Raw genomic sequence first — 21593 nt, 5'->3', positions numbered from 1 at the left:
AATGGTAGAAAAACGCGTTCAGCCACTTGCCCGCGACGCAATGGCCTATGTTCTCGCTGGCGGCAGGGGCAGCCGCCTGAAGGAACTCACCGATCGCCGCGCCAAGCCGGCGGTCTATTTCGGCGGCAAGACCCGCATCATCGACTTCGCGCTGTCCAACGCCTTGAACTCGGGTATCCGACGCATTGGCGTCGCCACCCAGTACAAGGCGCACTCGCTGATCCGACACATGCAGCGCGGCTGGAACTTCTTCCGCCCCGAGAGAAACGAAAGCTTCGACATTCTGCCGGCCTCCCAGCGTGTCTCCGAGACGCAATGGTATGAAGGCACGGCCGATGCCGTCTACCAGAACATCGACATCATCGAGGATTACGGCGTCGAATACATGGTCATCCTCGCCGGCGACCATGTCTACAAGATGGACTATGAATACATGCTGCAACAGCATGTGGATTCCGGTGCCGATGTGACTATCGGCTGCCTGGAGGTGCCGCGCATGGAAGCCGTCGGCTTCGGCGTCATGCATGTCGATACGACCGACCGGATCATCGACTTCGTCGAAAAGCCCGCGGATCCGCCCGGCATCCCCGGCAATCCGGATTTCGCCCTTGCCTCGATGGGCATCTACGTTTTCCACACCAAGTTCCTGATCGATGCACTGCGCCGCGACGCAGCCGACCCGAACTCCAGCAAGGACTTCGGCAAGGACATCATCCCCCACATCGTCAAGAACGGTAAGGCCGTCGCCCATCGCTTCGCGCAGTCCTGCGTGCGCTCCGATTTTGAGCACGAGCCCTACTGGCGCGACGTCGGCACGATCGACGCCTACTGGCAGGCCAACATCGACCTGACCGCAGTGGTTCCGGAACTGGACATTTACGACAAGTCCTGGCCGATCTGGACCTACGCCGAGATCTCACCGCCGGCCAAGTTCGTCCACGACGACGAAAGCCGCCGTGGCTCGGCGACGTCATCGGTCGTCGCCGGCGACTGCATCATCTCCGGCGCGACCCTTCACAGAAGTCTGCTTTTCACCGGTGTGCGCGCCAACTCATATTCCAAGCTGGACGGCGCGGTCGTGCTGCCGAGCGTCAAAATCGGACGGCACGCGCAACTCAGCAACGTCGTGATCGATCACGGCGTCATCATTCCGGAAGGTCTGATCGTCGGTGAGGATCCGGTCCTCGACGCCAAGCGTTTCCGCCGTAGCGAGGGTGGCATTTGCCTGATTACGCAGCCGATGATCGACAAGCTGGGTATGTGAGACATGAAAGTTCTTTCGGTTTCGTCCGAAGTCTTCCCGCTCATCAAGACAGGGGGCCTCGCCGACGTGGCGGGCGCCCTGCCGATCGCCCTCAAGCGTTTCGGCGTCGAAACCAAGACCCTCATGCCCGGCTATCCGGCTGTGATGAAGGCGATCCGCAATCCCATCGTCCGGCTTCAGTTCGATGATCTGCTCGGCGAGCCCGCGACAGTCCTCGAAGTGGAGCATGAGGGGATCGATATCCTCGTGCTCAATGCGCCCGCTTATTACGACCGCACGGGAGGCCCCTATCTCGATGCGACCGGTCGGGACTATCCCGACAACTGGCGTCGTTTTGCGGCGCTGTCGCTGGCAGGCGCCGAGATTGCCGCGGGTTTGATGCCGGATTGGCGACCCGATCTCGTTCACACGCACGATTGGCAGTCGGCGATGACCTCGGTTTACATGCGCTACAACCCGACGCCGGAATTGCCGAGTGTTCTGACGATCCACAATATCGCGTTCCAGGGACAGTTCGGCGCGGACATCTTTCCGGGTCTTCGCCTGCCGCCGCACGCCTTCGCAACCGAAAGCATCGAATATTACGGCAATCTCGGCTTCCTGAAGGGCGGCCTGCAAACCGCCCACGCCATCACGACCGTTAGTCCCTCCTACGCCGGCGAGATCCTGACCCCGGAGTTCGGCATGGGCCTCCAGGGCGTCATCGCAAGCCGAATTGATTCCTTGCACGGCATCGTCAACGGCATCGATACCGACGTCTGGAACCCGTCGACCGATCCCGTTGTCCACACCCACTACAATGGCACGACACTGAAGAGCCGCGTCGAAAACCGTACCTCGATTGCCGAGTTCTTCGGGCTGCACAACGACAACGCACCGATTTTCTGCATCATCAGCCGCCTCACCTGGCAGAAGGGCATGGACGTCATCGCCGCTACCGCGGATGAGATTGTCGACATGGGCGGAAAGCTTGCGATACTCGGTTCCGGAGATGCGGCAATCGAAGGTTCGCTGCTTGCCGCCGCGGCCCGCCATCCGGGTCGAATCGGCGTCTCCATCGGTTATAACGAGCCGATGTCGCACCTCATGCAGGCCGGTTGCGACGCCATCATCATCCCTTCGCGTTTCGAACCCTGCGGCCTGACGCAGCTCTACGGGCTGCGCTACGGCTGCGTGCCGATCGTCGCACGCACCGGTGGCTTGAACGACACCGTCATCGACGCCAATCATGCCGCTCTTGCGGCGAAAGTGGCAACCGGGATACAATTCTCGCCTGTGACGGCATCGGGCCTGTTGCAGGCCATTCGCCGTGCGTTACATCTTTACGCCGATCAAAAAGTCTGGACCCAATTGCAAAAGCAGGGCATGAAATCGGATGTCTCGTGGGAAAAGAGCGCCGAGCGCTACGCTGCCCTCTATTCAAGCCTCGCCCCCAAAGGCAAGTGAGAGAAAATGATAAAATCCGTATCCACTACGCCCTACCAGGATCAGAAGCCGGGCACGTCCGGCCTCCGAAAGAAGGTTCCGGTATTCCAGCAACCGAACTATGCCGAGAACTTCATCCAGTCGATCTTCGATTCGCTGGAAGGGTTTCAGGGCAAGTGCCTCGTCATCGGTGGCGACGGACGCTACTACAACCGCGAAGTCATCCAGAAGGCGATCAAGATGGCCGCAGCCAATGGCTTCGGCAAGGTGATCGTCGGCAAGGGCGGTATCCTGTCGACCCCGGCGGCCTCGCACATCATCCGCAAATACAAGGCCTTCGGCGGCATCATCCTTTCGGCCAGCCACAATCCCGGCGGCCCGACCGAAGACTTCGGCATCAAGTACAACATCAGCAATGGCGGCCCGGCACCGGAGAAGATCACCGACGCGATCTATGCGCGCACAAAGGTGATCGACACCTACAAGATCGCTGATTTCGCGGACGTCAACCTCGACCGCATCGGCAAGGACGAACTGCCTGGCGGCACGATTCTCTCGGTGCTCGATTCGGTGGAAGACTACACGGCACTGATGGAAGAGCTGTTCGACTTCCCGGCGATCCGCAACCTTATCAGCCTCGGCTTCCGCATCGCCTTCGATGCGATGAGCGCCGTCACCGGCCCCTATGCCAAGGAGATCTTCGAAAATCGCCTCGGCGCGCCGTCCGGCTCGGTCCGCAATTTCATGCCGCTGCCCGATTTCGGCGGCCACCACCCGGATCCGAACCCGGTTCATGCCAAGGAACTCTACGACGAGATGATGGGCGACGACGCGCCTGATTTCGGCGCGGCGTCCGATGGCGACGGTGATCGCAATCTCATCATCGGCCGCGGCATCTTCGTCACGCCCTCCGACAGCCTTGCGATTCTCGCCGCCAACGCCAACCTTGCCCCCGGCTACTCCGGCGGCCTCGCCGGCATCGCCCGATCCATGCCGACATCGGGAGCGGCCGACCGCGTCGCCGAAAAGCGCGGCATCGGCATGTACGAGACCCCGACCGGCTGGAAGTTCTTCGGCAACCTGCTCGACGCCGGCATGGCGACGATCTGCGGCGAGGAAAGCGCCGGCACCGGCTCCAACCACGTGCGCGAGAAGGATGGCCTTTGGGCGGTTCTGTTGTGGCTGAATATTCTCGCGGTGCGTGGTGAAAGCGTGCAGGAGATCGTCACGCAGCACTGGCAGACCTACGGCCGGAACTACTATTCGCGTCACGATTACGAGGGCGTGGACACCGAGGCAGCAAATGGCCTGGTGACAAACCTGCGCAGCCAGCTCGCTTCGCTGCCCGGCCAGAGCTTCGGTCCGCTGAAGGTCGAGAAGGCGGACGACTTCGCCTATCACGACCCGGTCGACAAGTCGGTCAGCGAGCATCAGGGCATTCGCATCCTGTTCGAAGGGGGCTCGCGAGTCGTCTTCCGGCTTTCCGGAACCGGAACATCGGGCGCCACTCTGCGCGTTTATCTCGAGCGGTTCGAGGCGGATTCCACCCGTCACAACATCGAGACGCAACATGCGCTCGCCGACATTATCGCTGCCGCCGAAACCATCGCGGATATCCGCAGCCGCACGGGCCGCGATGCTCCCTCCGTGATTACCTGACCGGAGCGGCATGGCGGCGAATAAATCCGGGCAAGGCGGGGCAACCATCTTCGAGACCGGCGTTGATTTCGCCGTCTGGTCGCACAACGCCGGACGGATCGAACTGTGTCTGTTCGGCGATGACGACAAGGAATTGGCCCGCTTGCCGATGCAGCGAGGCGATGACCACGTGCATCGCCTCTTCGTCGACGGACTGAAGGAAGGCGCACGCTACGGCTATCGTGCCGACGGTGTCTACGCCCCCGATAGCGGCCTCTGGTTCGATCCGTCGAAGCTTCTCGTCGATCCCTACGCCAAGGAACTCGATCGCCCGTTTAGCCACGATCCGCTGCTCGGTAGCTTCGGTGCCGACACGCAGCATCTGGTGCCGAAGGCTATTGTCACCCGCGACGTGCCGGTGAAGCAAATAAAGCCGCTCTTCAAGCCGGGCGGCTTCGTCTACGAGGTCGCTGTTCGCTCCTTTACCAAGCTGCATCCGGATGTACCCGAAGCCCAGCGCGGCACGGTCGCCGCCTTGACGCATCCCTCGGTGATCGCGCATCTGAAGCGCATCGGCGTCAATGCCGTCGAGCTCATGCCGATCACCGCCTGGATCGATGAGCGCCACTTACCGCGGCTCAGCCTGAGAAACAGCTGGGGCTACAACCCCGTCGCCTTCATGGCACTCGATCCGCGGCTCGTGCCGGGCGGCATGGCGGAACTTCGCGACGCCGTTGCGAAACTCCACGGAGAAGGCATTGCGGTCATTCTCGACCTCGTCTTCAATCATACCGGCGAGAGCGATCGCTTCGGCACGACGCTGTCGCTGCGTGGCCTCGACAATCTCTCCTTCTATCGCCATTTGCCACAGCGCCCCGGCGATCTGGTCAACGATACCGGCACCGGCAACACCGTCGCCTGCGATCACCCCTATGTCAGGCAGTTGATCATCGACAGCCTGCGGAATTTCGTGCTCGGCGCCGGGATAGACGGCTTCCGCTTCGACCTCGCCCCCGTCCTAGGCCGCACCGCAAGCGGCTTCGAGGGCAACGGGGAAACGCTGACGGCGATGCTCGCCGACGAAGTGCTCAAAGACCGGGTGATGATCGCCGAGCCTTGGGACATCGGCCCCGGTGGCTATCAGCTCGGCAATTTCCCGGCGCCATTCCTCGAGTGGAACGACCGTGTCCGCGACGATATCAGGTGTTACTGGCGCGGCGATGACTGGAAGACCGGCCCATTGGCGACTGCACTTGCAGGATCCTCCGACATCTTCGGCCGCAACGGCGGACAGGCGACGCGCAGTGTAAACTTCCTCGCGGCCCATGACGGCTTCACGCTCAACGATCTCGTTTCCTACAGCGGCAAGCACAACGAGGCGAACGGCGAGGAAAACCGCGACGGCCACAATGAAAACCACTCCTGGAATAACGGCGTCGAGGGCGAAAGTCGCTATCCTGATATCATCCGCCGGCGACGCGACGACCTGAAGGCGCTGCTCTCGACGCTCTTTGCCAGCCGCGGCAGCATCATGCTGACGGCGGGCGACGAAGGCGGCCGCACTCAGCGCGGCAACAACAATGCCTACTGCCAGGACAACGAAATCACCTGGATGGATTGGCCAGCGCTCGACGACGAACTCGTCGCCCACACCGCCTTCATCTCCGGCCTGCGCAAGCGCTTCTCCGTCTTCTCTCAAACGGGCCTCCTCAACGGCAACGGCGATGTCGAATGGATATCGCCTTCAGGCCGGCCGATGACCGTCCAAGAGTGGGAGACCCCGAATTTTTCGACGCTCGGCATGGTACTTGCAACCCGAGACGAGCAAGGCGGCAAGGCCACGCGCTTGGCGGTGCTCTTCAATCGCTCGGGCGGCGAGGAAGTCTTTACGCTCCCTGGCTCCGCCTCTTGGCGGCATCTGGCCCCCGATGCTGCCAAGAAATCGGTGGCATCGGCCATCGTGCCGCGCCGTTCGGTGGCCTTCTATCTCGAAAGTTGATCAGCCGGGTTCAACCCTGCAATTCCTTGTCGCAATCGTCACAATCCCATTGTAAGGCTTGCGCAGCCGCTTTCTCATGAGGAATCAATGGTCAAGGAAATTTCGCTCGCGGACGTCCGTGGGCTGGTCGGCACTGAAACCGGCCTCTCGGACTGGATCGTCGTCGATCAGACAATGATCGATGCGTTCGCGCATGCGACCAACGACCATCAGTATATCCACGTCGATCCGGAGCGCGCCGCCGCGAGCCCGTTCGGCGGCACGATTGCCCACGGCTTCCTCACCCTGTCGCTGCTCTCGGCCATGAACTACAACGGGTTGCCGAAGGTCCGCGAACAGACGATGGGCATCAACTACGGCTTCGAGAATGTCCGCTTCCTCTCGCCGGTCAAATCAGGGGCACGCATCCGCGGCCACTTTGTCCTTGCCGAAGCCCGTTTCCGCGGCGCCGGCATGTTGATGACGACCTATGAAGTCTCGATCGAGATCGAGAACGAGAAGAAGCCGGCATTGACCGCACGCTGGATCACCATCATCCAGTTCGACCCAAAGGATCGGCCTGAGGACGCCTAGCCCTACGAACCGACTTCCGCGGTGTCGCTATGGCGCACCGTTGATCTCGACGATGTTGCGATCGGGATCGAGCAGATAGGCTTGCGGAAAGCCCGCCGGTCCTTCGCGTCTGAGGCGTAACCGCCAGGGATCGCCCTCGGGCGCATCCTCGCGAAAGCCCTTGGCGATCAGCCCACGAATGCATCCCTCGAAGTCATCGGTGCGGAACGCGAAATGTCCGTCCGCCGTGTCTATCGTAGCTGCGCGCCGAAAGCTCCCGGTCGGATGGACGATGAGGTGGACCTGCAGCGCCCCACAGGCGAACCAAGCTCCAACGGTACTGAACGCTGGCCGCTCAATTTGTTCGAGACCGAAGACATCGCGATAGAAGGCGACCGAACGGTCGATATCCGTGACGACAATGGAAACGTGATGCAGCTTCATCGAAGACACCCCGCATTCGTTGCGATGGCGCTCAGATCAGGACCACGCCCAGCGGATGATGGCACAAATGTCGGCAATCCTGCAATGTGAAGCTGATCGCGGGACGGCACAAGAGCACCGTCCCCCGATCAGTAATTGCATCTTGGTTGCACTTCAGTGCCCCGCGTCTTCGGCGCCCTCGGCCAGCAGGCCAAAAACGAAATCCGCGAACGAACGCCAGCACTCGACGCGGAAAGTATCGTCCTCGGTGCGGAAAAGCACGATCTCGGCTTTCCCGAACAGCGTGCGCGAGCAGGCGCCGACCGGGAAGGCCTCGAGCGACAGATCCTGCGGGCAGCCCGCGGAAATTGTCGCTTCCGCCCCGGGACCGGAGACGACGATCGCGACGTTGCGGTGCGAGACGTCGGTTGCCGAATGCAGCACGGCCGACTTAGCGAGCGGCGCCATCAGGTCTGCACCGGCCTCGTCGATGACAAGCCATTCGTCCGGCCCGAGCCAGAGGGCTGCACGGCCACCCTTGCGGCCTGACGTCTTCGGGGAGGCCGGAACCGTGACACCGAGCGCGGATGAAAGAGCCTTCAGCGACTCCGCGGGTGCGCGGAGCGCGATGCGGGTGGCGGCAGGTGCCGCCGTCAACCGTACTGTAGCCGAGCCACCATGACGACCTGAGAGCACCGACTTGCGAACTGCCGTATCAGCCATTGATGCGGCCTCCTTCCTTGTCAAAGAACACCATATCAGTCACCTCGACGGCGATCGTCTTGTCGGGCATCGGCACGTAGAGCGTTTCGCCCATCCGTTTGCGACCGCCGGCGACCAGCGCGAAGGCAATCGACTTCCCGAGGTTTTCCGACCAGTAGGACGAGGTGACGTGGCCGAGCATCGTCATCGGCTTCGGCTCGTTCGGGTTGGCGACGATCTGCGCGCCCTCCTCGAGCACGATCTTCGGATCCTTGGTGACGAGGCCGACCAGCTGCTTGCGGCCTTCCTTGACCAGATCCGGGCGCTTCAGGCCACGAATGCCGACGAAATCCGTCTTCTTCTTCGAGACCGCCCAGTTGAGGCCGGCATCGTCAGGCGTCACGGTACCATCCGTGTCCTGGCCGACGATGATGTAGCCCTTCTCGGCGCGAAGAACGTGCATCGTCTCCGTGCCGTAGACGCAGGCGCCGAGCGGCTCGGCATTGGCCCAGACGGCTTCGAGAACCGACTGGCCGTAATCGGCCGGCACGTTGATTTCGAAGCCGGTTTCGCCGGTGAACGACACGCGGAAGAGACGGGCCGGAACCCCCATGACCGTGCACTCGGCAACGCTCATATGCGGGAAGGCTTCGTTGGAGATATCGACGCCCTCGACCAGCGGCGCGATGATCTCGCGCGCCTTCGGACCCTGCACGGCGATAACCGCCCACTGCTCGGTCACAGACGTCAGCCACACCTTCAGATGCGGGAATTCGGTCTGCAGGTAGTCTTCCATGTGGTTCAACACGCGCGGCGCGCCGCCCGTCGTCGTCGTCACGTGGAAGCGATCGTCGGCCAGACGCCCGACGACACCGTCGTCGTAAACGAAGCCGTCGTCGCGGGTCATGATGCCGTAGCGGCACTTGCCCGGCTTCAGCGTGTCCCAGGCGTTGGTGTACATCAGGTTCATGAACGCGGCGGCGTCGGGGCCAACGACCTCGATCTTGCCGAGTGTCGAGGCATCGAACACACCGGCCACATCGCGCGCCGTCCTGCACTCGCGGGCGACCGCCTGGTGCATGGTTTCGCCGGCGCGCGGGTAGAACCACGCACGCTTCCAGTTGCCGACATCCTCGAATACGGCACCCTGGGCTTCTTCCCACTGGTGCAGCGGCGTCTTGCGCGTCGGGTCGAACAGCTCGCCACGAGAATGCGCGATCAGCGTCCCGTAGGTCACCGGCGTGTAGGGCGCGCGGAAGGTGGTGAGACCGACCTGCGGGATCTCCTTGCCCAGCATCTCGGCGGCAATCGCCAGGCCGTGCATGTTGGAGAGCTTGCCCTGGTCGGAGGCCATGCCGTTGGTGGTGAAGCGCTTGATGTGCTCGATCGAGTGCATCCCTTCGCGCACCGCAAGGCGGATATCCTTGGCGCAGACGTCGTGCTGAAAATCGATGAAGGCCTTGGCGCTGGTCTCAGGCCCCGCCCCTTCCGCCGCACCGATCATGCCACCCGTCCACTGATGCGCCTGCTCGGACGAGATGCTGATCTTGCCTCCCGCCTTCTTGCCCGCCGCCTGCGCCATCAGTTCGCCGGCAGCAAGCGATTCCTCGATCGTCTGCTGCAGGTCGTCGGTGCCATTGCAAGCGCCGACGGAGAGGCAATCCTGCGCATAGGTGCCGGGCAGGAAGCGCTGTGTTTCCGGCTCGAAAGCGACCTTGCCGCGCGATTGCGAGAACAGGTGCACCGAAGGCGTCCAGCCGGCCGAAACCAGCAGCGCATCGACCGCGATCTTGCGCGGCGAGCCGCCGCCGTTGCGGGCAACGGTCATCGAATTGATGCGCAGCTTGCCCGAGGTGTTGACGACCGACTGGCCGGCGAGAACATCGATGCCGAGCGAACGGGCTTCCGCGAGCACGGCCGCGCCTGGCGTCTGCCTGCAATCGACGATCGCCGCAATCTCGACACCTGATCGCTTCAGGTCGAAGGCCGCCTCGTAGGCCGAGTCGTGCGCTGTATAGACGCCGACCTTCTGGCCGACGGCAACACCGTACTGATTGAGATACATGCGCGCGGCCGATGCCAGCATGATGCCCGGACGGTCGTTGTTCGGGAAAACCATGTGGCGCTCGATGGCACCGTTGGCGAGGATGACGCGCTTGGCGCGCAGCTGCCACAGACGCTCGCGCGGCAGATTGCGGCTCGGGTTTGCGACATGATCGGTCACGCGCTCGGCGAGACCAATGAAGTTATGATTGTAATAGCCGAAAGCGGTGGTGCGGGTCAGAACCTGCACGTTGCTCATCGCCTTCAGGCTGGCAACCGTCTTCTGTGCCCATTCATAACCATCGAGGCCGTCGATCTTGGCGCCGCTGTCAAAACGCAACGCGCCGCCGACATCGGCCTGCTCGTCGCAGAGGATGACCTTGGCCCCTGACTGCGCTGCCGCGAGCGCTGCCGAAAGACCGGCAACGCCGGCACCGACGACAAGCACGTCACAATGCGCATAACGGCTGGCATAGTGGTCCGGATCGGCTTCCTTGGGCGCGACGCCGAGACCGGCCGCACGGCGGATCATCGGCTCGTAGACATGCTTCCATGCCGCCTTCGGCCACATGAAGGTCTTGTAGTAGAAGCCGGCGGCGAAGAAGGGGGACATCAGGTTGTTGATGCCGCCGATATCGAAGGAGAGCGAGGGGAAACGGTTCTGCGATTCGACGATCATGCCGTCGAACACTTCCTGCACCGTGGCGCGCACGTTCGGCTGCTTGCGGGCGGCGTCACGCGACACGTCGATCAGCGCGTTCGGCTCTTCCGCACCGGCAGAGAGAATGCCGCGCGGGCGGTGATACTTGAACGAGCGACCGACGAGATGGATGTTGTTCGCGATCAGCGCCGAGGCGACGGTATCGCCCTCGAGCGCCGTGTAGCTCTTGCCGTCGAAGGTGAAGCGCGCGGTTCTGGCCGGCGTCAGGCGACCCTTGCCTGCGATACGGTTCGTGCCGCTCATTTCGCTTCTCCTTCGAGCTGCTCATAGGTCTCGACGGGAGCATGGGGCGCGGCCGCAGCACCGATATCGGGCTTCGGCTCGCCGGCCTTGTACGTCATGATGAACTTGTCGCTGATCGTGTCGCGCGCCGCGTTGAAGAAGCGGCCGCATCCGTGCTGGTGGCGCCAGCGTTCGAAGATCAGCCCCTTCGGGTTGTCGCGCAGGAAGAAGAACTCCTCGAACTGTTCGTCGGAGATCTCGGCGATATTGGTCGGGCGGGCGATATGCGCATCGCCGGCGCCGCGAAACTCGAGCTCGGAGCGCTCTTCCTGACAGTATGGGCAATAGATAAGAAGCATGATGTCCTCGTGTCAGTGCGCGACGGCTGCGGCGGCGGCTTCGTCGATCAGACGGCCGGTGCGGAAGCGGTCCAGCGTCAGGCCGGCATTGAACTTGTGCGCCTCGTCGCGGGCAATGAGGTGCGCGAAGAGATTGGCCGAGCCCGGCGTCGCCTTGAAGCCGCCGGTGCCCCAGCCGCAGTTGACGTAGAGCCCCGGAACCGGCGTCTTCGACTGGATGGCCGAGCGATCCGGCGTGTTGTCGACGATACCGCCCCACTGGCGCATCATCTTGACGCGGCGGAACATCGGGAAGAGCTCGCAGATGGCATCGAGCGTATGCGTGATGATCTGCAGGCCGCCGGTCTGGCTGTAGGAATTGTACTGGTCGGTGCCGGCGCCGATGACGAGCTCGCCCTTGTCGGACTGCGAGATATAGGCATGCACCGTGTTGGACATGACCACGCAGGGGAAGATCGGCTTCAGCGGTTCGGAGACCAGCGCCTGCAGCGGGCTCGATTGCAGCGGCACGCGCACATCGGCCATCTTCATGACCGTGGTGGTGTGGCCGGCAGCCGAAACGCCGACCTTCTTGGCGCCGATGAAACCGCGCGATGTCTCGACACCGGTGACGCGACCGTCAGGGCCGCGGCGAATGCCGGTCACTTCGCAGTTCTGGATGATGTGGACGCCGCGATCGGACGCCGCACGCGCATAGCCCCAGGCAACCGCATCGTGGCGCGCCGTGCCGCCGCGACGCTGGAGTGCGGCACCGTTGATCGGATAGCGGGCGCTGGCGGAGATATCGAGCGGCGGACAATAAGCCTTGGCCTGCTCCGGCGTCAGCCATTCATTGTCGATGCCATAGAGACGGTTGGCATGGATATGGCGCTTGAAGGACTGCTGATCGTGCACATTGTGCGACAGCATCATCACGCCGCGCGGAGAGTACATGACATTGTAGTTGAGATCCTGCGAGAGGTTCTCCCAGAGCTTCATCGAATGCTCGTAGATGTGCATGCTTTCTTCATAGAGATAGTTCGAGCGGATGATGGTCGTGTTACGGCCGGTATTGCCGCCGCCGAGCCAGCCCTTTTCGAGCACCGCGACATTGGTGATGCCGTGCTCCTTGGCCAGATAATAGGCCGCGCCCAGGCCATGTCCGCCGCCACCGATGATGATGACGTCGTATTCGGCGCGCGGCTCCGGCGAAGTCCATTGCTTGTCCCAGCCCTTGTGGCCTCTCAGGGCCTCCCTTGCCACCGCAAAAACCGAGTATCTGCGCATCCGCCTTCATCTCCTTCAAGGGAAAGTTCCCTTCTCGTCGGCCATACAAATCGCAAATCAAAAAGCGGCACAACGTTTCTTTTGCGACGCGGACCGGCTTTTGTTTTGACACTCGACAAGAATGAATGGGGTCACGCAGTCTTGCCGCGTCAAAGCAAACGCCAGCCGGGATGCTGCACACGCCAGCAATGTCTTCTCCCTGTCATACCCGTTATTTTAGACTGTTTGCACTTACAATTTTTAGGCGCATAGTTCACGCGCTGCCACGCGCTCCTTTTGCGCGTTGAGGGTTTCGAGTCGGCAGCAGTGACAACATTCATAGGCCAGACGTCGGCGCCGCATGGGTTAGTGTCCGATCTGGCATAAATGAAACCGGCCGACACGGCACGATGCCCGCTGTCCGGTCTCTGGGAGGATTAGTCATGCGATCGCATTTCATCACCCTTACAATTGGCCTGCTTTTATCCGGCGCGTGCCTGAGCGACCAGGTCGCCGCAGAGGACACCCTGACAAAAGAGGAAGCATCAGCGATCGGCGTCGATGCCTATCTCTATCTCTATCCGCTGGTCACCATGGATCTAACCCGCGCACAAGCCACGAACGTCGAAGCCGGCAAGACGATGGGTCGAGGTCCGGCCAACACGTTCACCAACGTTCCGGAGTTTCCGACAGCGGAATTCAGGGATGTCGTTCGGCCGAATTTCGACACGCTCTACTCGGTCGCCTGGCTTGATATGACCAAGGAACCGATGATCGTTTCAGCTCCCGACACGAACGGGCGCTACTATCTGCTGCCGATGCTGGACATGTGGTCCGATGTGTTCGCCTCGCCGGGCTGGCGCACGACGGGAACCGCGAAGGCCGATTTTGCGGTTGTGCCCCCGGGCTGGACGGGCAAGGACCTGCCCGCCGGAACCCAAAGGATCGACGCGCCGACACCCTATGTCTGGGTCATCGGACGCACGAAAACGGATGGGCCGCCCGATTACGACGCCGTTCACAAGATCCAGGCCGGCTACACGGTCACACCGCTGTCGCAATGGGGCAAGACGGCCGAACCCGCCAAGGTCACGATCAATCCTGACATTGACATGAAAACCCCGCCAAAGAAGACGGTGGACGGGATGGCGGCGGAGGACTTCTTTGCCTATGCGGCGGAGCTGCTGAAGGTCAATCCGCCGCACGCCACCGACCAGCCGATCATAAGCCGGATGAAGCGGATCGGAATGGAACCCGGCAAGAGTTTCGACAAGAGCAAGGTCAGCCCTGAAATCGCCGCCGCCTTGAAGGATGTCCCGGCCGAAGCACAGAAGCTGATGGAGTGGAAAATCCCGACGCTTGCGCGCGTGGCCAACAACTGGTCGATGAACACCGACACGATGGGCGTCTACGGCAATTACTATCTGAAGCGGGCGATCGTCGCGCAGCTCGGCCTCGGGGCGAACCTGCCGGAGGACGCAATCTATCCGCTCAATCTCGGCGACGAAAAGGGAAACCCGCTAAACGGAATGAACAGCTACAAGATTCATTTCGACAAGGCGAACCTGCCGCCAGTCAAGGCGTTCTGGTCGATCACGCTTTACGATCCGGAGGGATTCCAGGTCGGCAACAGCCTCAACCGCTTTGCCGTCAGCAGCTGGATGCCGTTCGTCTACAACGCTGACGGGTCGCTTGATCTCTATTTCCAGAACAAGAGCCCAGGCGAGGACAAGGAAGCGAACTGGCTACCGGCACCCGCCGGGTCATTCAACCTGACCATGCGCCTCTACGGACCGGCAAGCGAAGCGCTCACAGGGAAGTGGAATCCGCCTCCGATAGAAATGGTGCCTGCGCTCCAACAGGTTACCGCACAGTAGTGCATCCGCACCTACGGCATCTCGCGCTCCGAACCTAGGTCGGCTCGACCAATGAGAGCCCTCGCGCTCAAGAGCGCGAGGCTGCCTGGGGATCAAGCCGACTTTGGCACTGTCCGACGCTTCTTGGCCGGGGCGGCGGCCGGCGGCGCTTCGGCCTCCTGCTGCAGGCGCAAGGCCTTCAGTCGCTCCGTTTTCTTTTCGCGCGCCGCAGCTTCGGCCGTGATGATCGCTTTCGCGGTCGTATCGGTGGCAGCTGCCTTGTCGCGCGGAGAGAGCTTGGCCGGATTGAAGAGTTCGTCTTTTGAAGTCATCTGCTTCCTCTGTCTACACCTGCCAGACGGCAGGTCAGCGGGCCGGGCGCACTGCCTTCTTCGGAGCCGGAAGAAGACCTTCACGCTGAAGCTTCTTGCGCGCCAGCTTGCGCTGACGGCGAACGGCTTCGGCCTTCTCGCGAACACGCTTCTCGGAGGGCTTTTCGTAAGCGCTGCGCGCCTTGAACTCGCGGAAGAGACCTTCGCGCTGCATCTTCTTCTTCAGGACACGGAGCGCCTGGTCGACATTGTTGTCTCGAACGAGAACCTGCAAATTCTTTCCTTTCGTGCGGCAAACTCATTTGCCGATTGGTCAGAGTGGAGAACTACTTCCTTACCCTGAGGCTTGACGTTTTCAGCCAGGATCCGCCCTGGATATCAGCAATGGCGTCGTCTCTCGGCGTAGGGGATGCCGACTGACTCATGTCGATATCGCTCTCAAGGATCCGCCGATCAAAGTTTTCGCCTTCAAAGCGAACTCGATATTGTGCGCGACTGCCGTCAGACGGAAGAATCGCCGCGATCCTGCAGGTCCTGCTCGCCTGTTCGGTACGAACAAAACCGCCCTTTAAAACGATGCTGTCGCCGATAGCATATCTTGGCATGGATGCCATTTGGTTTCACCGAACTGTCTTGATCATCAAAAGCATAAAAGGCCGGGTTTGATCCCGACCTTCGCCATCAGGCTCTCGGCTGCCAGTACATCCGTGGTCAGCCAGGCCGAATGAGAATTAAGCTGAGCGCAGGTTGTCGGCAGAATTCTTGCCGGACTTCTTGTCTCGAACGAGATCATAGGTGATCTTTTGGCCGTCGGACAGGTTTCCTAGACCAGCACGTTCAACCGCGGAGATATGAACGAAAACGTCCGTGCTCCCATCGTCCGGCTGAATGAAGCCGAAACCCTTGGTGCTGTTGAACCACTTAACGGTACCTGAATTCATAACGATCTCCTTTCAATAGTCGTTACTGCCCATGCGTTTATTCACAAGGCTTAAGATCGATTTTGAGAGGAAATCTGACGGAGCTTCGCGCTCTTTGACAAAGGTCACAACCAACAGTCGATGGCTTACATATAAGGCAAACTACGGAATAAACAAGGCAAGGAACCGGGCTTTTGATCCCGACCCGTGCACAAGGCCGCGGTGCACCACCCATCGGCGACGCCCCAGCTATGCTGATGTCGCCGTCTTCGGCGCTCAAAAAAAGTGGTTTTTGCGGCGCCGCGCGCGGTTTTTTGCGGCAAGACTTGTGAGACCATATGGACTTCCCCCCGCCATTCTGCTATCCGCATCCTCAATCGCAAGGCTCCGGCCGCGCGAACCGTATATTTTTTTGCCTCTGGCGTCTTGCCGTCGCCGGCATCAACCAAACCAAAGGAACGTGATTCTCGTGCAGGTACTTGTCCGCGATAACAATGTCGATCAGGCTCTCCGCGCTCTCAAGAAAAAGATGCAGCGCGAAGGTATTTTCCGCGAAATGAAGATGCGCGACTACTACGAAAAGCCGTCGCAGAAGCGCGCTCGCGAAAAGGCCGAAGCTGTTCGTCGTGTTCGCAAGCTGGCTCGCAAGCGGGCACAGCGCGAAGGTCTCGTCGCACGCTAAGCGTAGCTGTCGTTATTTCGACGTTTTCAGATGCATGTTGGCGGGGGCGATCTGTTCGCCACCGCTTTTTTATTTGCTGCTGAAGCTTGCCCGTCCTTGAAACGGACCGGCTGCACTGGGGGAAAACGAGCCCGCATGGCTGACATCACCAAGACCCGCTCTCTGCGTTCGCCGAAAATCGCTGTTCTGCCGGTTTTCGCAATCGTCACCGCGCTAGGCCTTGCTGGCTGCACGACAAGCAACACGACCGATGCTGTCATCCGCATCGACAAGGCACAGGGTTCGCAGGAAAACATCGCCTCGCTGACCTCTGTCATCAACGCCAATCCGAAGGATCCGGAAGGCTACAACGTCCGCGGTTCGGCCTACGGCCGTGGCGGCGATTTCCGCGCGGCACTGAACGACTTCAATACGGCGCTGCAGCTGAACCCGCGCTTCTACCAAGCCTACGCCAACCGCGCCTTGGTCTACCGCAACATGGGCCAGCAGCAGCAGGCGATCCAGGATTACAATTCCGCGCTGCAGATCAACCCGAACTACGACGTGGCTCTGATCGGCCGCGGCAATGTCTACCGCTCCGCCGGTCAGGACGATGCCGCCTTCAACGATTTCAACAAGGCGATCCAGAACGGCACGACGGACGGCCGCGCCTATCACAATCGCGGGCTGATCTATCAGAAGCGCAATCAGCAGGACAAGGCGATCGACGACTTCTCGAAGGCGATCTCGCTCTCGCCGAACGCGCCGGAACCCTATAACGGCCGCGGCATATCCTATATCGCCTTGAACGACGACGACAACGCGTTTGCCGACTTCAATCACGCGATCGAACTCAACGGCAACATTGCCGAATCCTGGGCCAACCAGGCGCTGGTCTACGAGCGCCGCGGCGAAAAGGACAAGGCCGCCCGCTCCTACCGCCATGCGATCGGCCTCGATCCGAAGTACCAGCCGGCCAAGGACGGTCTTGCCCGCGTAGGCGCAGCGACCACCGGCTAAGGCATAGCAAAGCAGGAGAACGACGATGGCAGCCAAGCAGCATGTGGTCGTCGTCGGCTCCGGCATTGTCGGCGCCTCCATCGCCTGGCACCTGACGCGTGACGGCGCCGCCGTCACCGTCATTGCCGAGGATATCGGCGGCGTTGCAACGTCCAATTCCTTTGCCTGGATCAATGCCAGCTGGGGCAACCCCGAGTTCTATTTTCATTTTCGCCGGCGCTCGATGGCTGAATGGAAGCGTTTGGCGCGCGACCTGCCCGGACTGCCGTTGTCCTGGTGTGGCGGCATTTGCTGGGATCTGCCGGTTGACCAACTTGAAGCCTTTGCTGTCGAGCACTCTTCGTGGGGTTACGGCATCGAACGGCTGGACTTCAAAGCAATCGCAGCGCGCGAACCGTACCTGAAACAGGTGCCCTCTACTGCGCTCCAGGTCGCGGAGGAAGGGGCCGTCGAGCCGGTCGGGGCGGCGCGCCTGCTCCTCGCCGACGCGGAGGCCAGAGGCGCGAGGTTCGTCAGCGCCGCCGTGGAAGGATTTATCCGCAGCGGAGAACGGATTACCGGCGTGGTGTCCTCAGCAGGCATCGTCGACGCCGATCACGTCGTGCTGGCGGCCGGCGCTGGCAGCATACCCCTGGCCGCCTCTGTCGGGGTCAAGCTTCCCTTGGAGGCGCCGCCCGGCCTGATCGTTCACTCACGTCCCTTCGAGCGGCGGCTGAATGGCCTCGTGATGGCAACCGAGCTCCATATGCGCCAGACGGCCGACGGCCGCATCATCGCAGGATCCGATTTTGGCGGCACCGATCCCGGCGCCGACCAGCATGCCACTGCTACTGCACTCTTTGCGACGCTGAAGCAAAGCCTAAAAGAGGGCGAGCGGCTGAGCATGGAGTTTTTCACTGTCGGGTACCGTCCGACACCAAAGGACGGCTTCCCGATCATCGGTGATTGCGGCCAGGACGGCCTCTACCTTGCCGTGATGCATTCCGGCGTGACGCTAGCACCCCTCGTCGGACTACTCGCGTCTGACGAGATTCTTACCGGCGACATCGAGCCATCACTCGCCCCCTTCCGTCTCAAGAGATTCGGCTGAGACGCGGTCGAACAAAAATTTGCGAATTGCCGGACGACATGTTTTAGTGTGTTGCAAGCGGCAGCACCTGTCCCTAACATGCAGCGATTTCGATAGCAGGCTATCAGGAGGGTCCGGGGGCGCATTGAAGGCAATTGCGGTGGTCCAGTTTTTTGCTTTCATGCCTGTAAGTGGCGCGCGCACCGGCGTTTCCGGCTGCGCAAGTGTGCGAAGTGTCGGCTCATGAAGGGCCGCTTCCGATTCTTTCCGAAAGCATCGATCGGGACCTACCTGATTGCGATGGCCGTTGCCACGGCCCTGCCGATTTTCGCCCTTGTGGCACTTTTACTCGCGCAGCTGGAAGACAACCAACGGTCAATTCTGAGGCGTGAGACTGCCCAGGATGCCACTGCCCTCGCCCGCTCCATCGATCGCCAGCTTCAAGACATGGCCACAACCTTAAGGTTGCTTTCGAACTCACCGGAATTGGAGAGCAACGACTTCGCGTCGTTCCACGCCCGCACCGAAACATCTTTGCGGGCGGATAACCTCTACGTCCTCGCCGTCGATGAGAACGGGCAGCAGCTCTTGAACACGCGTCGGGACTACGGCGAGCCGCTCGGCAAGGCGGGCAATCTCCCCTCGATCGAAGCAGCCATCAAATCGGGGCGGATCGAGGCCTCGGATGTGTTCATGGGACGAACGAGCGGCGAATTCGTCTACAACGTCACGATGCCGATGCAGGCCGGCAGGGTCAGGGCGTTGATCATCACGCAAAATGCCAGGGACCTTGCGAAACTGGTCACCACGGAAGGCCTGCCGAACGATTGGTCGGCGGCTGTCATCGATCAGAGTGGCCATGTCGTGGCATCCGCCGGCGCTACGAATATCGGCTTCGGCCAGCCTTTCAATCCGAGCATTCTTCCCTCACTCGTCAGTTCCAGCGGCGTCTATGAGAACAAGCAGGTCCTGCCGAGGGCGATGCTGGGCTACGCGCAGATTCCCGGTTGGTCCTGGAAGGCCGTGATATGGGGGCCAGTCGCCACGGCGCAGGCGTCGATACTGACGACGTGGCGTTTTCTGATCATCGGAGGCCTGGCACTGATGCTCGTCGCGATTCTGGCCGCCTATGTGGTGGCGCGCCAGGTCCGCACGACGATCCGCTCCATCGCTGAGATGGCCAATCGCATGGGCGAAGGCCACATCGTGGCGCCGATCGAAACCAGCGTGATCGAGGCCAACCAGGTCGCGGTCGCGCTCTCCAATGCCTCTTTCGACCGGAGCCAGACCGAGGACCGCCTGCACTTCGTGATGAACGAACTCGTGCACCGCACCAAGAACCTGCTGACGCTGGTTCAGGCGATGATGCGCCAGGTCGCGAAGCGCGCCGACAGCGTTGAGGCGTACCAGGCTGCGGTTGCCGACCGCCTTGAGGGCCTGTCGCGCTCGATCGACCTTCTCACCAGCGAGCAATGGGCGGGTGCATCGCTGCGGCGGGTGATCGACATCCACTTTAAGAGCTTTCCCCAGGCAACCGAACAGGCCGAGGTTTTAGGCAAGGACTTCACCCTGAAGCCCGATGTCGTCCAGAATTTCGGCCTCGTGCTGCATGAACTGGCGACCAATTCGGTAAAGTACGGGGCCCTTTCCGTCCCCCATGGCCGCGTTCGGCTGAGCTGGCGGGACGCCCAGGACGAAACGCGCAAGGAGCCCCTCATTCTCTTTACGTGGGAAGAACGCGACGGCCCGCACACCCGCGCGCCCGAGGGTTCGGGTTTCGGTACGACGATCATCAAGAACCACGCTGCCGCAGCCTTTTCCGGAACGGTCGAGATTGAGTTCCGGCCTGAGGGCTTCTATTGGACGTTGACGGCGCCACGCCGCTCCTTCGAGCGCGCCTAGCGCGGAACAAACCATGCAAACGTTCGTTTCCGACAGGCTACTCGAAAGGAGAAAACCATGTTCAGGGAAACGATGATTGCCGCGGCGGCTGCCGCAGTAGCCGCCATCGCCAACCCGGCAAGTGCAGCAAACTATGTGACACTCGGCCGGCTTGTCTGCGGATCGCAGGGCGGCCAGGGAATGATCGTCACGTCGCAGAAGAACCTCCTCTGCACCTACACGCCGGCGGAAGGCGGACCGAAGGTCGTCTATGCCGGGACGATCCAGAAATTCGGGCTGGATGTCGGCCAGACGGGCAAAACCGTGATGATCTGGCAGGTTCTGGCCAAGACTGGAACCAATATTCCCGATTTCGCGCTGGCCGGTGAATACTTCGGCGTAGGCGCCGATGCGAGTTTCGGCGCCGGTGCTGGTGCCAAGGTCATCGCCGGCGGCACCAACCAATCCTTCATGCTGCAGCCGTTGAACGTGCAGGCCCAGGAGGGTCTTAACCTCGCGCTCGGCGTGGAGAAACTGACGCTGGCGCCGGCTGCCACCTGATTTCAGGTCGCGCCGAAAGGGAGAGAGGCCGGTCGGTCTCTCTCCTCCTTGTCAGGCGGAGCGGTGTGTCAGGGCAAGAGCGCCCCCGAACAGCATCATCATCGTACCGCTGATGCGATCGACCAACCGAACCGCCCAGGCGTTGCGCATGACGCCACGAAGTCGGGAACCGACGAAGGCATAGATGGCGATCGCCACAACCTCCAAGACCAGGAAGATTGCCCCAAGCGTGAAGAAACTCTGCCAGTAGGCACTGGGTTCGACGAACTGCGGCAGGAACGCCGTAAAGATCAGGATCGCTTTGGGATTGCTCGACGCGACGAGAAATTCTTGCCGCAGATAGGCCCTGAACGTTGAAGGGTGATGGGCAGCCGCCAGTTCCGACACATCCACCTTGGCGCGGAACAGCTTGAAGCCAATCCAGAGCAGATAAGCGACACCCAGCCACTTCACGATCGAGAAAGCCACTCCTGATGCCATCAAGAGGGCGCCGAGACCGAAGGCTGTGATCGCGATCATGATGGCGAAGGCAACGATGCGGCCGGTCGAGGCCGCAATCGCCATACCCATTCCAGCCCGGGCGCCGATCGTCACCGAGAGCAGGTTGTTCGGACCAAATGCCATGTTCAGCGCAAAACAGGCGGGAACGTAGAGGAGCAGCGTTTCGAGGGACATGACATCACCGTGCAAAACAAAGGGC

20 protein-coding genes are annotated in these 21593 nt (G+C 61.4%); 11 read left to right on the top strand and 9 right to left on the bottom strand.

Annotated elements, in window-relative coordinates; genetic code table 11:
- Position 1 precedes the first annotated feature (1 nt).
- From glgC to RGCCGE502_RS25325, 5 genes are all read left to right on the top strand, one after another.
- Positions 2–1264: a glucose-1-phosphate adenylyltransferase gene (glgC, locus tag RGCCGE502_RS25345; RefSeq protein ID WP_016557061.1), complete on the top strand. Its 1263-nt coding sequence runs from the start codon at positions 2–4 to the stop codon at positions 1262–1264.
- A gap of 3 nt (positions 1265–1267) precedes the next feature.
- Positions 1268–2710 carry a glycogen synthase GlgA gene (gene glgA / locus RGCCGE502_RS36815; protein WP_016557060.1) on the top strand — a complete coding sequence of 481 codons (1443 nt, stop codon included), beginning with the start codon at positions 1268–1270 and terminating at the stop codon, positions 2708–2710.
- A 6-nt stretch (positions 2711–2716) separates the two neighbouring features.
- On the top strand, positions 2717–4348 hold the full coding sequence (locus RGCCGE502_RS36810; protein WP_016557059.1) for an alpha-D-glucose phosphate-specific phosphoglucomutase: 1632 nt from the start codon (positions 2717–2719) through the stop codon (positions 4346–4348).
- A 10-nt stretch (positions 4349–4358) separates the two neighbouring features.
- Positions 4359–6326 carry a glycogen debranching protein GlgX gene (gene glgX, locus RGCCGE502_RS25330; protein ID WP_016557058.1) on the top strand — a complete coding sequence of 656 codons (1968 nt, stop codon included), beginning with the start codon at positions 4359–4361 and terminating at the stop codon, positions 6324–6326.
- 87 nt (positions 6327–6413) lie between these two features.
- Positions 6414–6899 (top strand): MaoC family dehydratase, encoded by a 486-nt coding sequence (locus tag RGCCGE502_RS25325; protein ID WP_016557057.1) that lies wholly within the window; start codon positions 6414–6416, stop codon positions 6897–6899.
- A 27-nt stretch (positions 6900–6926) separates the two neighbouring features.
- On the opposite strand, the gene RGCCGE502_RS25320 is transcribed toward RGCCGE502_RS25325, so the two are convergent.
- From RGCCGE502_RS25320 to RGCCGE502_RS25300, 5 genes are all read right to left on the bottom strand, one after another.
- Entirely contained in the window at positions 6927–7322 is a 396-nt protein-coding gene (locus RGCCGE502_RS25320; RefSeq protein WP_016557056.1) for a VOC family protein, read from the bottom strand.
- A gap of 153 nt (positions 7323–7475) precedes the next feature.
- On the bottom strand, positions 7476–8024 hold the full coding sequence (locus RGCCGE502_RS25315) for a sarcosine oxidase subunit gamma (RefSeq protein ID WP_016557055.1): 549 nt from the start codon (positions 8022–8024) through the stop codon (positions 7476–7478).
- Positions 8017–11010: a sarcosine oxidase subunit alpha gene (locus RGCCGE502_RS25310; RefSeq protein WP_016557054.1), complete on the bottom strand. Its 2994-nt coding sequence runs from the start codon at positions 11008–11010 to the stop codon at positions 8017–8019. Before RGCCGE502_RS25310 ends, RGCCGE502_RS25315 begins: the two co-directional genes overlap by 8 nt.
- On the bottom strand, positions 11007–11348 hold the full coding sequence (locus RGCCGE502_RS25305; protein ID WP_016557053.1) for a sarcosine oxidase subunit delta: 342 nt from the start codon (positions 11346–11348) through the stop codon (positions 11007–11009). Before RGCCGE502_RS25305 ends, RGCCGE502_RS25310 begins: the two co-directional genes overlap by 4 nt.
- A 12-nt stretch (positions 11349–11360) precedes the next feature.
- Entirely contained in the window at positions 11361–12614 is a 1254-nt protein-coding gene (locus RGCCGE502_RS25300; protein ID WP_016557052.1) for a sarcosine oxidase subunit beta family protein, read from the bottom strand.
- Between the two features lie 422 nt (positions 12615–13036).
- On the opposite strand from RGCCGE502_RS25300, the gene RGCCGE502_RS25295 reads away from it, so the two are divergent.
- On the top strand, positions 13037–14470 hold the full coding sequence (locus tag RGCCGE502_RS25295; protein WP_016557051.1) for a DUF1254 domain-containing protein: 1434 nt from the start codon (positions 13037–13039) through the stop codon (positions 14468–14470).
- A 92-nt stretch (positions 14471–14562) separates the two neighbouring features.
- On the opposite strand, the gene RGCCGE502_RS25290 is transcribed toward RGCCGE502_RS25295, so the two are convergent.
- The 3 genes from RGCCGE502_RS25290 to RGCCGE502_RS25275 all read right to left on the bottom strand — a co-directional run bounded on the left by RGCCGE502_RS25290 (position 14563) and on the right by RGCCGE502_RS25275 (position 15722).
- Entirely contained in the window at positions 14563–14781 is a 219-nt protein-coding gene (locus RGCCGE502_RS25290; RefSeq protein WP_016557050.1) for a hypothetical protein, read from the bottom strand.
- A gap of 34 nt (positions 14782–14815) precedes the next feature.
- Positions 14816–15055: a 30S ribosomal protein S21 gene (gene rpsU, locus RGCCGE502_RS25285; RefSeq protein WP_007527643.1), complete on the bottom strand. Its 240-nt coding sequence runs from the start codon at positions 15053–15055 to the stop codon at positions 14816–14818.
- A 457-nt stretch (positions 15056–15512) separates the two neighbouring features.
- Positions 15513–15722 carry a cold-shock protein gene (locus tag RGCCGE502_RS25275; RefSeq protein WP_016557048.1) on the bottom strand — a complete coding sequence of 70 codons (210 nt, stop codon included), beginning with the start codon at positions 15720–15722 and terminating at the stop codon, positions 15513–15515.
- A 448-nt stretch (positions 15723–16170) separates the two neighbouring features.
- On the opposite strand from RGCCGE502_RS25275, the gene rpsU (RGCCGE502_RS25270) reads away from it, so the two are divergent.
- The 5 genes from rpsU (RGCCGE502_RS25270) (at position 16171) to RGCCGE502_RS25250 (ending at position 20893) form a co-directional block, all read left to right on the top strand.
- Positions 16171–16383, top strand: a complete 213-nt coding sequence (gene rpsU, locus RGCCGE502_RS25270) for a 30S ribosomal protein S21 (RefSeq protein WP_003585885.1) — start codon at positions 16171–16173, stop codon at positions 16381–16383.
- Between the two features lie 135 nt (positions 16384–16518).
- Complete coding sequence (locus RGCCGE502_RS25265) at positions 16519–17382, top strand: tetratricopeptide repeat protein (RefSeq protein WP_016557047.1); 864 nt, start codon at positions 16519–16521, stop codon at positions 17380–17382.
- Between the two features lie 25 nt (positions 17383–17407).
- The gene (locus tag RGCCGE502_RS25260; RefSeq protein WP_016557046.1) at positions 17408–18472 is read left to right on the top strand and encodes an NAD(P)/FAD-dependent oxidoreductase; all 1065 of its coding nucleotides are present in this window, start codon (positions 17408–17410) and stop codon (positions 18470–18472) included.
- Positions 18473–18694: 222 nt separating this feature from the next.
- Positions 18695–20353, top strand: coding sequence for a sensor histidine kinase (locus RGCCGE502_RS25255; protein WP_016557045.1), 1659 nt, complete (start codon positions 18695–18697; stop codon positions 20351–20353).
- Between the two features lie 57 nt (positions 20354–20410).
- The gene (locus RGCCGE502_RS25250; protein ID WP_016557044.1) at positions 20411–20893 is read left to right on the top strand and encodes a DUF992 domain-containing protein; all 483 of its coding nucleotides are present in this window, start codon (positions 20411–20413) and stop codon (positions 20891–20893) included.
- A gap of 51 nt (positions 20894–20944) precedes the next feature.
- Here RGCCGE502_RS25250 and RGCCGE502_RS25245 read toward each other — a convergent pair whose 3' ends face one another.
- A complete protein-coding gene (locus RGCCGE502_RS25245) occupies positions 20945–21568 on the bottom strand; it encodes a LysE family translocator (RefSeq protein WP_016557043.1) in 624 nt (207 codons plus the stop codon).
- Positions 21569–21593: the final 25 nt, after the last annotated feature.

It is taken from the genome of Rhizobium grahamii CCGE 502 (assembly GCF_000298315.2).
Lineage (GTDB): Bacteria > Pseudomonadota > Alphaproteobacteria > Rhizobiales > Rhizobiaceae > Rhizobium > Rhizobium grahamii.
The sequence above is the reverse complement of the archived record's forward strand: the minus strand, read 5'-3'. Positions and strand labels throughout refer to the sequence as shown.